Source organism: Pseudomonas sp. PHC1 (assembly GCF_046487845.1).
GTDB classification, from domain to species: Bacteria; Pseudomonadota; Gammaproteobacteria; order Pseudomonadales; family Pseudomonadaceae; genus Aquipseudomonas; species Aquipseudomonas sputi.
The window spans coordinates 128,653-139,209 of sequence record NZ_JBJXHJ010000017.1 but is presented as its reverse complement, the minus strand read 5'-3'; the positions used below and the strand labels follow the sequence as shown (position 1 = coordinate 139,209).

Sequence of the window (10,557 nt, the reverse complement as noted above, 5' to 3'; positions counted from 1 at the left end):
TGGCCTACGGCTACCGGGACAGCGAATTCTTTTTCATGAAGATCAAGAGCGACTTTCCCGGCAATCCGTGAAGAACCTAAAAAAGACCGCTGGTCGCGGTCTTTTTTGATGAGAGCATTGTGGATAACTCAGCTCTTCTTGATCTTCTCCGGCCGCTTCCAGCCATCGATGTTCTTCTGCCGCGCACGGCCAACGGCCAACTGGGCTTTATCCACATTCTGGTTGATGGTCGAACCGGCTGCAGTGGTTGCACCGGCAGAGATATCCACAGGGGCCACCAGCGAATTGTTCGAGCCGATGAACACATCCTCACCCAAGACGGTTTTCCACTTGTTGGCGCCATCGTAGTTGCAAGTGATGGTGCCGGCGCCGATGTTGGTGCGTGCACCGATCTCGGCGTCGCCCAGGTAAGTCAGGTGTCCGGCCTTGGCGCCCTCGCCCATGTGGGCGTTTTTCAGTTCGACGAAGTTACCCACATGGGCACGGGCTTCCAGCACGGTACCCGGACGCAGACGGGCAAACGGGCCGGCATCGCTGCCTTCGCCCAACACCGCGCCTTCAATGTGGCTGTTGGCCTTGACCACCACGCCCTTGCGCAGGGTGCTGTCCTTGATCACGCAGTTCGGGCCGATGACCACGTCATCCTCGATGACAACCTTGCCTTCGAGAATCACGTTGATGTCGATCAGCACATCGCGACCGACGGTCACTTCGCCACGTACATCAAACCGGGCCGGGTCGCGCAGGGTCACGCCCTGAGCCATCAGACGGCGACCGGCACGCAACTGATAATGACGCTCCAGCTCGGAAAGCTGTTTGCGATCATTGGCGCCCTGCACTTCCATCGGATCGTGAGGTTGTTCGGTGGCGACGGTCAGCCCGTCGCTTACTGCCATCTCGATCACGTCGGTGAGGTAGTACTCACCCTGAGCATTGTTGTTCGACAGACGACTCATCCAGTCTGCCAAGCGGTTGGCCGGCACGGCCAGAATGCCGGTGTTGCCTTCAGTGATCGCCCGTTGCGCTTCGCTGGCGTCCTTGTGCTCAACGATCGCGGCAACCTTGCCGTCCGCGTCGCGTACGATACGGCCATAACCGGTCGGGTCGGCCAGTTCAACGGTGAGCAGCCCCATCTGTCCGGGTACAACGTGCTTGAGCAGACGCTGCAGGGTCTCGACTTCGATCAACGGTACATCGCCGTAGAGAATCAGTACGGTATCGGCCGTGATGAAAGGAACCGCCTGGGCCGTGGCGTGGCCAGTGCCCAGTTGCTTGTCCTGCAGCACGAAATTCAGGTCGTCAGCGGCCAGACGCTCGCGCACTACATCGGCGCCGTGGCCGATGACCACGTGAATGCGCTGTGGATCAAGTTGACGGGCGCTGTGGATAACATGACCGAGCATGGAATCACCGGCAATCGGGTGCAGCACTTTTGGCAGCGCGGAACGCATGCGGGTGCCTTGACCGGCCGCGAGGATTACGATTTCAAGAGACATGACTGGCTACCAATCCTGGGTGGTCAGCAACTGCGACCGGGTTTGTAGAATTCTGGAAAGAAAAAAGGGTAGCCGAGGCTACCCTTTTTTATCAATCGCACAACAAGTGGCTGACGGATCAACCGCCAAACTTCTTGCGGATCTGCTGGACGGTGCGCAGCTGAGCTGCAGCCTCGGCCAGACGTGCGGACGCAGCTCCGTAGTCGAAATCTGCGCTCTTCTCATGCAGAGCAGCTTCGGCAGCCTTGAGAGCTGCTTGAGCCTGAGCTTCATCCAGGTCGGCGGCACGTTGCACGGTATCGGCAAGCACCTTGACCATGTTCGGCTGAACCTCGAGGAAACCACCGGAGATGTAGAACACCTCGGCTTCCCCGCCTTGCTTGATCAGGCGGATCGGACCTGGCTTCAGATTAGTGATCAGCGGCGCGTGGCCCAGAGCGATACCAAGATCACCCAGAGCACCGTGCGCAATCACCATCTCGACCAGGCCGGAAAAGATTTCTCCTTCCGCGCTGACGATGTCGCAATGGACTGTCATAGCCATCTGATTGCCTCAACCTAAATTAGCGCCCGTTGCCGGGCGCCTGGATTACAGTTTCTTGGCTTTCTCGATCGCTTCTTCGATGCCGCCGACCATGTAGAACGCTTGTTCTGGCAGGTGGTCGTAGTCACCGTTGAGGATGCCTTTGAAGCCAGCAATGGTGTCTTTCAGGGAAACGTATTTACCCGAAGCACCGGTGAAGACTTCAGCCACGAAGAACGGCTGCGACAAGAAGCGCTGGATCTTACGAGCACGGTTTACCAACTGCTTGTCGGCTTCCGACAGCTCGTCCATACCCAGGATCGCGATGATGTCCTTCAGCTCTTTGTAACGCTGCAGCACGTACTGAACACCACGAGCGGTCTCGTAGTGATCGTTGCCGATCACGTTCGGGTCCAGCTGACGCGAAGTCGAGTCCAGTGGGTCTACCGCCGGGTAGATACCCAGGGAAGCGATGTCACGGGACAGAACGACGGTGGCGTCCAGGTGAGCAAACGTGGTCGCTGGCGACGGGTCAGTCAAGTCGTCCGCTGGTACGTATACGGCCTGGATCGAAGTAATCGAACCTTGCTTGGTCGAAGTGATGCGCTCTTGCAGCACGCCCATCTCTTCAGCCAGAGTCGGCTGGTAACCTACTGCCGAAGGCATACGGCCCAGCAGTGCGGATACTTCGGTACCGGCCAGGGTGTAACGATAGATGTTGTCGACGAACAGCAGAACGTCGTTACCTTCGTCACGGAACTTCTCGGCCATGGTCAGACCGGTCAGCGCTACGCGCAGACGGTTTCCCGGTGGCTCGTTCATCTGACCGTAGACCAGGGCTACCTTGTCGAGAACGTTGGAGTCCTTCATCTCGTGGTAGAAGTCGTTACCCTCACGAGTACGCTCACCCACACCGGCGAACACGGAATAACCGCTGTGCTCGATGGCGATGTTACGGATCAGTTCCATCATGTTTACGGTCTTGCCTACACCGGCACCACCGAACAGACCGACTTTACCGCCCTTGGCGAACGGGCAAACCAGGTCGATAACCTTGATGCCTGTTTCCAGCAGCTCGTTGCCACCAGCCTGTTCAGCGAAGGAAGGAGCGGCGCGGTGGATACCCCAACGCTCTTCTTCGCCGATCGGGCCAGCTTCGTCGATCGGGTTGCCCAGTACGTCCATGATCCGGCCCAGAGTCGCTTTACCGACCGGTACGGAGATGGCAGCGCCAGTGTTGTTGACGTCCAGACCGCGCTTCAAGCCTTCGGTGGAGCCCATCGCAATGGTACGAACCACGCCGTCGCCCAGCTGCTGCTGAACTTCCAGAGTGGTTTCGGCGCCTTGAACCTTCAAGGCGTCGTAGATGCTCGGTACGCTGTCGCGTGGAAATTCCACGTCGATAACGGCGCCGATGATTTGAACGATACGTCCGCTACTCATAGCTGGATCCTCTGAATATTTGAACCGTTAAACCGCGGCAGCGCCGCCGACGATTTCCGAGATCTCTTGGGTGATCGCAGCCTGACGCGCCTTGTTGTAGATCAGCTGCAAATCGCTGATCAAATCACCGGCGTTGTCGGTAGCGTTCTTCATCGCGATCATCCGCGCAGCCTGTTCAGCTGCGTTGTTCTCGACCACCGCCTGGTACACCTGCGACTCCACGTAACGCACCATCAAGCCGTCAAGCAGCTCTTTGGCGTCTGGTTCGTAGAGGTAGTCCCAGTGGTGCTTGAGTTCTTGATCCGGGGTCGCCACCAGTGGAATCAACTGCTCCACGGTAGGCTGTTGCGTCATGGTGTTGATGAACTTGTTGGATACCACGGACAGGCGGTCAATCCGGCCGTCCAGATAGGCATCCAGCATCACCTTGACGCTGCCGATCAGATCATTGATCGACGGCTCTTCACCCAGGTGGCTGATAGCTGCAACGACGTTACCGCCGAAGTTGCGGAAAAAGGCCGCACCCTTGCTACCAACGACACACAGATCGATCTCGACGCCGTTTTCGCGGTTTACCGCCATGTCCTTGACCAGGGCCTTGAACAGGTTGGTGTTCAAGCCGCCGCACAGACCACGGTCACTGCTCACGACGACATAACCGACGCGCTTTACTTCGCGATCGATCATGAACGGGTGGCGGTATTCCGGGTTGGCGTTGGCCAGATGCCCAATTACCTGGCGGATACGCTCCGCATAAGGACGGCTAGCAGCCATGCGCATTTGTGCCTTGCGCATTTTGCTGACCGCCACTTTTTCCATGGCGCTGGTAATTTTTTGCGTGCTTTTGATGCTCGCAATCTTACTGCGAATCTCTTTTGCGCCTGCCATGTAACACCTATCAGGTTAGCAAGCGGGAGCCTTGCGGCTCCCGCTGCGGCTTACCAGGTTTGGGTGGCCTTGAACTTCTCGATACCAGCCTTCAGGCCAGCGTCGATTTCGTCATTGAAGTCACCTTTAACGTTGATCTTGGCCATCAAATCGGCGTGATCGCGGTTGAAGAAAGCAATCAGCGCTTGTTCGAAGCTGCCGATCTTGGTGATTTCGATGTCGGTCAGGAACCCACGCTCAGCGGCATACAGCGACAGCGACATGTCGGCGATCGACATTGGCGCGTATTGCTTCTGCTTCATCAGCTCGGTAACGCGCTGACCATGCTCAAGTTGCTTGCGGGTCGCTTCGTCCAGGTCAGAAGCGAACTGGGCGAATGCCGCCAGTTCACGGTACTGAGCCAGAGCGGTACGGATACCACCGGACAGCTTCTTGATGATCTTGGTCTGAGCGGCACCACCCACACGGGATACCGAAACACCGGCGTTCACTGCAGGGCGGATGCCCGAGTTGAACATGGCCGATTCCAGGAAGATCTGACCGTCGGTGATGGAGATCACGTTGGTCGGAACGAACGCGGAAACGTCGCCAGCCTGGGTTTCGATGATCGGCAGTGCGGTCAGGGAACCGGTTTTGCCGGTCACTGCGCCGTTGGTGAACTTCTCTACGTACTCTTCCGAAACGCGGGATGCGCGCTCCAGCAGACGGGAGTGGAGATAGAACACGTCGCCTGGATAAGCTTCACGGCCTGGTGGACGGCGCAGCAGCAGGGAAATCTGGCGGTAAGCCACTGCTTGCTTGGACAGATCGTCATAAACGATCAGCGCGTCTTCACCGCGGTCGCGGAAGAATTCACCCATGGTGCAACCGGAGTACGGAGCCAGGAATTGCAGTGCTGCAGATTCCGAGGCGCTCGCTGCAACGATGATGGTGTTAGCCAGTGCACCGTTTTCTTCCAGCTTGCGAACCACGTTGGCGATGGTCGATTGCTTCTGACCGATGGCCACGTAGACGCAGAAAATGCCGCTGTCTTTCTGGTTGATGATCGCGTCGATCGCCAGAGCGGTTTTACCGATCTGACGGTCACCGATGATCAGCTCACGCTGGCCACGGCCGACAGGGATCATGGCATCGACAGCCTTGTAGCCAGTCTGTACAGGCTGGTCTACCGACTTACGCCAGATCACGCCCGGAGCAACTTTCTCGACCGCGTCGGTCTCGGTGTTGCCCAGTGGACCTTTGCCGTCAACAGGGTTACCCAGTGCGTCGACAACGCGACCCAGCAGTTCCTTACCAACCGGAACTTCGAGGATGCGGCCGGTGCACTTGGCGCTCATGCCTTCAGCCAGACTGGTGTACGCGCCCAGTACAACGGCACCTACGGAGTCTTGCTCCAGGTTGAGGGCCATACCGTAGACGCCGCCCGGAAACTCGATCATCTCGCCGTACATGACGTCGGCCAGACCGTGAATCCGCACGATACCGTCAGATACGCTGACGACAGTGCCTTCGTTACGGGCTTGAGAGGTCACATCGAGCTTTTCGATGCGGCCCTTGATAATTTCACTTATTTCGGAAGGATTGAGTTGCTGCATTGCTCTGCTGCCCCTTCAAACTCAAGATTTCAATGCTTCGGCAAGTTTCGCGATTTTGCCGCGAATCGAGCCATCGATAACCAGGTCGCCGGCGCGGATGACCACCCCCCCGATAAGGGAGCTGTCTTCCTCGACTTGCAGGCGCACTTCCCGGTTGAGTCGTGCACTGAGAACCTTGGCGAGTTTGTCTTGCTGTTCTTGGTTCAATGCAAAAGCACTGGTCACTTCAACGTCTACCGATTTCTCTTGCTCGGCCTTGTACAGGTCGAACAGAGCGGCGATCTCCGGCAGAAGCGGGAGACGGTCGTTTTCGGCAACGACATTGATGAAGTTCTGTGCCTTGGCATCAAACTTGTCGCCGCACACGTCAATGAACGTGGCGGCCTTTTCTGCGCTCGTCAGTCGCGGGGCCTTGAGCACGCGCTGCATGGTGTCGTCTTGCGACACCGCTGCTGCCAGGCCGAGCATGGCTGACCAATTGGCCAGTTGCTGGTGGGCCTGAGCGTGCTCGAAGGCCGCCTTAGCGTAAGGTCGGGCCAACGTGGTCAGTTCTGCCATGATCGCCCTCGCTTAGATTTCAGCAGCCAGTTGGTTAACCAGCTCTGCGTGCGCGTTTTGATCGATTGTGGCACCCAGGATCTTCTCGGCGCCGCCGACAGCCAGCAAGCCCACTTGGGCGCGCAGCTTGTCTTTGACACTGTTCAGTTCCTGTTCGATCTCGGCTTGAGCCTGAACCTTCACACGGTCAGCGTCGATGCGGGCCTTTTCAACGGCCTCTTCGACAATCTGGTTACCGCGTTTCTTGGCTTGCTCGATGATTTCAGCTGCCTGAGCTTTCGCTTCGCGCAGTTGCTGACCCGCTTTCTCTTGGGCCAACTCCAGGTCGCGAGCTGCTCGGCTGGCAGCGTCCAGACCATCAGCGATCTTCTTTTGACGTTCGTGCAGAGCCGCGATGACCGGAGGCCATACGAACTTCATGCAGAACAGTACAAAAATCAGGAACGCAACGGACTGGCCAATCAGGGTCGCATTAATGTTCACGCCAACACCTCGCAGTTACGTTGTCCATCACACCAAATCATTCGAAGGTACGAATGATTAGCCAGCGATCTGACCAACGAACGGGTTCGCAAAGGTGAAGAACAGAGCGATACCAACACCGATCATGGTTACGGCGTCGAGCAGACCGGCAACGATGAACATTTTAACTTGCAGCATTGGAACCATTTCTGGCTGACGCGCTGCGCCTTCCAGGAACTTGCCGCCCAGCAGGCCGAAACCAATTGCGGTACCCAGTGCGCCCAGGCCGATCAACAGTGCAACAGCGATAGCGGTTAGACCAACTACAGTTTCCATCTTTCCTCCCGACTTTTACGTCGTATGGTTTAGGTTTTTTAGATTAAAGCGGTAAAACAAATCGTTTCATGGTGCCCCGTGAGGAGCCCCTTCCCGTTTGACCGGGAAGGACATCAGACTAGTCGAGACTGGTCTTAATGGTTTTCTTCGTGCGCCATCGACAGGTAGACGATGGTCAGCATCATGAAGATGAACGCCTGCAGGGTGATGATCAGGATGTGGAACACAGCCCACGCCCACTGCAGGACAACACCCAGGCCGCTGAGCCAGAGCAGGCCGCTGCCGAACATCACAGCGATCAGGATGAACACCAGCTCGCCGGCATACATGTTGCCGAACAGACGCAGAGCCAGAGAGATCGGTTTGGCGATCAGGGTCACGAATTCCAGCAGGAAGTTCACCGGGATCAGCAGGGCCTGAACGAAGATGTTCTTGCTGCCGAACGGGTGCAGGGTCAGCTCGCCGATGAAGCCGCCGAGGCCCTTGACCTTGATGCTATAGAAAATGATCAGTGCGAAAACCGAGAACGCCATGCCCAGGGTCGCGTTCGGGTCGGTAGTCGACACCGCGCGGAACGGGATGTGGTGGTCGCCGGAGATCAGGATGGCCAGCTGAGGAATCCAGTCGACCGGTACCAGGTCGACGGCGTTCATCAGGAACACCCAGACGAAGATGGTCAGTGCCAGCGGTGCGATCACCGGGCTACGGCCATGGAAGCTGTCTTTCACGCTGCCATCGACGAATTCGACCAGGACTTCAACGAAGTTCTGCAGTGCACCCGGCTGACCGGAAGTCGCCTTCTTGGCCGCCATGCGGAAAAGAAGAACGAAGATCAGACCCAGCGCGACCGACCAGCCGAGAGTATCGACGTGGAAAGCCCAGAAGCCCATTTCCTTGGCTTCTGCTGCGGTGTGGGCAAAGCCCCAGCCGCCGTTGGGTAGCTGACCGAAGGTCAGGTTCTGCAAGTGGTGCTGGATATAGCCCGAAGCGGTTGTTTCTGCCATGGTTGCCTCAAACGCCCTAAGGTCTCGAAAGTCTTGTTCTCATCAGCAGGGGAGCGAACCAGCTGACCGACTGAGTCAGCACGAAGGCGCCGAATACAGCGATCGGCGCCAGTGGCTTCACACCTGCAAACACCAGTGCAAACAGCACTGCCGTCAAAATCAGTTTGCCTGCCTCGCCGGCATAGAAAGACCGGACGATGGACTGGGCTGCTCGGGCGCCGGAAAACCGAAATGCCTTGTGAGCGAAATAAACATTGGGCAGCAAGGCTATCAGGCCTCCGCAAAGTCCCGAGTATCCGGCAACGACTCCGTGCCATTGCCAGAGCGCCAAAGCGCCAATGAGCAAAATGACAAATTGAGCCATCAACACCGGAAAAACCGCCAGGCGATGGAACGGCAGGCGGTTTGGCTTGCGGGTTTCCATCACTATTGCTCTCCAATGGTCGGCTGCCGAAATTCAATAACTTGGCATAATTTGTGCCGACAAAATGCGCGCAGAGTATAGGGGCGGTTCTGCCCCTATTCAACTGTCAGGTAGTGATTTCCGACTGCGCGCTACAAGAGGAATTGTTTCAGCGAATGTGTGCGAGCACACCTTGAAGCTCATCGAGGGAGTTGTAACCGATCACCAGTTGACCCTTACCCTTCTTCCCGTGGCGGATCTGCACCGCAGAGCCCAGGCGCTCGGCCAGACGCTGTTCGAGGCGGGCGATATCCGGGTCAGGCTTGGCAGGCTCTACCGGCTCCGGTTTGCCACTCAACCATTGGCGAACCAGTGCCTCAGTTTGGCGCACGGTGAGACCGCGTGCGACAACATGTCGCGCCCCTTCCACCTGCTGATTGTCCGGCAGACCGAGCAATGCACGGGCATGGCCCATTTCCAGGTCGCCGTGGGACAGCATGGTCTTGATGACTTCCGGCAGCGCAATCAGGCGCAACAGGTTGGCCACGGTGACACGGGACTTACCGACAGCCTCGGCAACCTGTTGTTGTGTCAGCTGGAATTCCTGCTGCAAGCGCTGCAGGGCTACCGCTTCTTCGATCGGGTTCAGGTCTTCGCGCTGGATGTTCTCGATCAGCGCAATGGCGATTGCCGTTTCATCCGGCACATCACGCACCATCGCCGGGATGGTTTCCTGCCCGGCCTGCTGGCTTGCGCGCCAGCGACGTTCGCCGGCAATGATTTCAAAACGACCACCGCCAATCGGGCGAACCACGATCGGCTGCATCACCCCCTGGGCCTTGATCGACTGCGCCAGCTCTTCCAGCGCCTGCGGATCCATGTCCCGGCGTGGCTGATACTTGCCGCGCTGGAGCAGATCCAGCGGCAAGTGCTGCAACTCGCGGCTGTCAGCCTGCGCCGCTTGTTCTTCCAGCGAACTGACAGTCGGACCGCTCAATAGCGCATCCAGTCCTCGTCCGAGACCTCGTTTCTTGACGGCCATGGGGATTCCTTAAGTTGGCTGGGCAGCGGCGATGCGTGAATTTTTGCGCTGACGGCGAACCATCTCGCCCGCCAGGGCCAGATAGGCCAGCGCGCCACGCGATTGCTTGTCGTAAGCCAGCGCCGGCATGCCATAGCTTGGCGCTTCGGCCAGTCGGATGTTGCGTGGGATCACCGTGTCGTACAGCTGATCGCCAAAGTGTTCCTTGAGCTGGGCCGAAACGTCGTTCATCAGGCTCAGGCGCGGGTCGTACATGGTCCGCAGCAAGCCTTCGACTTTCAGGTTCGGGTTCAGCAGTTCGGCGATGCGCTTGATGTTATCCACAAGGTCGCTCAGACCTTCGAGCGCAAAGTACTCGCACTGCATGGGGATAATCACCCCGTCAGCAGCGACCAGGGCGTTCAGTGTGAGCATCGACAGCGACGGCGGGCAGTCGATCAGGATGTAATCGTAGTTTTCACGGATCGGCGCCAGCGCGCTGCGCAGACGGCTTTCTTTCATCTGCATTTCCAGCAGCACCACTTCGGCCGCCGTAAGATCGCGGTTGGCCGGCAGCAGTTGATAACCGCCGTGTTCGGAGTAGTGCATGGCCTGGGCCAGATCGCATTCACCGATCAGCAGGTCGTAGACCGAGTTTTCCAGGCCATGCTTATCCACACCGCTACCCATGGTGGCGTTGCCCTGTGGATCGAGATCGATCAACAGCACCCGGCGCTTGGTCGCGACCAGGGATGCTGCGAGGTTGATACAGGTGGTGGTCTTGCCCACACCACCCTTCTGGTTCGCTATCGCGAATACCTTAGCCAT

General features: G+C 57.9%; 12 protein-coding genes. All 12 read right to left on the bottom strand.

The window, feature by feature from the left end; all coding sequences use genetic code 11:
• Window positions 1-128: 128 nt before the first annotated feature.
• Window positions 129-1,496, bottom strand: a complete 1,368-nt coding sequence (gene glmU, locus ACKJSM_RS20500; protein WP_410238651.1) for a bifunctional UDP-N-acetylglucosamine diphosphorylase/glucosamine-1-phosphate N-acetyltransferase GlmU — start codon at window positions 1,494-1,496, stop codon at window positions 129-131.
• Window positions 1,497-1,614: 118 nt separating this feature from the next.
• Entirely contained in the window at window positions 1,615-2,040 is a 426-nt protein-coding gene (locus tag ACKJSM_RS20495; RefSeq protein WP_007954164.1) for a F0F1 ATP synthase subunit epsilon, read from the bottom strand.
• A 45-nt stretch (window positions 2,041-2,085) separates the two neighbouring features.
• On the bottom strand, window positions 2,086-3,462 hold the full coding sequence (gene atpD, locus ACKJSM_RS20490; protein WP_007954162.1) for a F0F1 ATP synthase subunit beta: 1,377 nt from the start codon (window positions 3,460-3,462) through the stop codon (window positions 2,086-2,088).
• A 27-nt stretch (window positions 3,463-3,489) separates the two neighbouring features.
• Window positions 3,490-4,350, bottom strand: coding sequence for a F0F1 ATP synthase subunit gamma (gene atpG / locus ACKJSM_RS20485; protein WP_007954161.1), 861 nt, complete (start codon window positions 4,348-4,350; stop codon window positions 3,490-3,492).
• 50 nt (window positions 4,351-4,400) lie between these two features.
• Window positions 4,401-5,945 (bottom strand): F0F1 ATP synthase subunit alpha, encoded by a 1,545-nt coding sequence (gene atpA, locus ACKJSM_RS20480; RefSeq protein WP_230734420.1) that lies wholly within the window; start codon window positions 5,943-5,945, stop codon window positions 4,401-4,403.
• A 21-nt stretch (window positions 5,946-5,966) separates the two neighbouring features.
• Window positions 5,967-6,503, bottom strand: coding sequence for a F0F1 ATP synthase subunit delta (locus ACKJSM_RS20475; protein ID WP_011336717.1), 537 nt, complete (start codon window positions 6,501-6,503; stop codon window positions 5,967-5,969).
• 12 nt (window positions 6,504-6,515) lie between these two features.
• Window positions 6,516-6,986, bottom strand: coding sequence for a F0F1 ATP synthase subunit B (locus ACKJSM_RS20470; protein WP_011336718.1), 471 nt, complete (start codon window positions 6,984-6,986; stop codon window positions 6,516-6,518).
• Between the two features lie 57 nt (window positions 6,987-7,043).
• Window positions 7,044-7,301 (bottom strand): F0F1 ATP synthase subunit C, encoded by a 258-nt coding sequence (gene atpE, locus ACKJSM_RS20465; protein ID WP_003097235.1) that lies wholly within the window; start codon window positions 7,299-7,301, stop codon window positions 7,044-7,046.
• Between the two features lie 134 nt (window positions 7,302-7,435).
• Window positions 7,436-8,305 carry a F0F1 ATP synthase subunit A gene (atpB, locus tag ACKJSM_RS20460; protein WP_007954148.1) on the bottom strand — a complete coding sequence of 290 codons (870 nt, stop codon included), beginning with the start codon at window positions 8,303-8,305 and terminating at the stop codon, window positions 7,436-7,438.
• A gap of 16 nt (window positions 8,306-8,321) precedes the next feature.
• Window positions 8,322-8,729 carry a F0F1 ATP synthase subunit I gene (locus ACKJSM_RS20455; RefSeq protein WP_201819687.1) on the bottom strand — a complete coding sequence of 136 codons (408 nt, stop codon included), beginning with the start codon at window positions 8,727-8,729 and terminating at the stop codon, window positions 8,322-8,324.
• 148 nt (window positions 8,730-8,877) lie between these two features.
• On the bottom strand, window positions 8,878-9,750 hold the full coding sequence (locus ACKJSM_RS20450) for a ParB/RepB/Spo0J family partition protein (RefSeq protein WP_011336720.1): 873 nt from the start codon (window positions 9,748-9,750) through the stop codon (window positions 8,878-8,880).
• 9 nt (window positions 9,751-9,759) lie between these two features.
• On the bottom strand, window positions 9,760-10,557 hold the full coding sequence (locus tag ACKJSM_RS20445; RefSeq protein WP_007954142.1) for a ParA family protein: 798 nt from the start codon (window positions 10,555-10,557) through the stop codon (window positions 9,760-9,762).

What these genes read in the sequence shown, in the direction of transcription:
- glmU (WP_410238651.1), bottom strand. Translation starts at nt 1,496, where the DNA reads ATGTCTCTTGAAATCGTAATCCTCGCGGCCGGTCAAGGCACCCGCATG.
- ACKJSM_RS20495 (WP_007954164.1), bottom strand. Translation starts at nt 2,040, where the DNA reads ATGGCTATGACAGTCCATTGCGACATCGTCAGCGCGGAAGGAGAAATC.
- atpD (WP_007954162.1), bottom strand. Translation starts at nt 3,462, where the DNA reads ATGAGTAGCGGACGTATCGTTCAAATCATCGGCGCCGTTATCGACGTG.
- atpG (WP_007954161.1), bottom strand. Translation starts at nt 4,350, where the DNA reads ATGGCAGGCGCAAAAGAGATTCGCAGTAAGATTGCGAGCATCAAAAGC.
- atpA (WP_230734420.1), bottom strand. Translation starts at nt 5,945, where the DNA reads ATGCAGCAACTCAATCCTTCCGAAATAAGTGAAATTATCAAGGGCCGC.
- ACKJSM_RS20475 (WP_011336717.1), bottom strand. Translation starts at nt 6,503, where the DNA reads ATGGCAGAACTGACCACGTTGGCCCGACCTTACGCTAAGGCGGCCTTC.
- atpE (WP_003097235.1), bottom strand. Translation starts at nt 7,301, where the DNA reads ATGGAAACTGTAGTTGGTCTAACCGCTATCGCTGTTGCACTGTTGATC.
- atpB (WP_007954148.1), bottom strand. Translation starts at nt 8,305, where the DNA reads ATGGCAGAAACAACCGCTTCGGGCTATATCCAGCACCACTTGCAGAAC.
- ACKJSM_RS20455 (WP_201819687.1), bottom strand. Translation starts at nt 8,729, where the DNA reads ATGGAAACCCGCAAGCCAAACCGCCTGCCGTTCCATCGCCTGGCGGTT.
- ACKJSM_RS20450 (WP_011336720.1), bottom strand. Translation starts at nt 9,750, where the DNA reads ATGGCCGTCAAGAAACGAGGTCTCGGACGAGGACTGGATGCGCTATTG.
- ACKJSM_RS20445 (WP_007954142.1), bottom strand. Translation starts at nt 10,557, where the DNA reads ATGGCTAAGGTATTCGCGATAGCGAACCAGAAGGGTGGTGTGGGCAAG.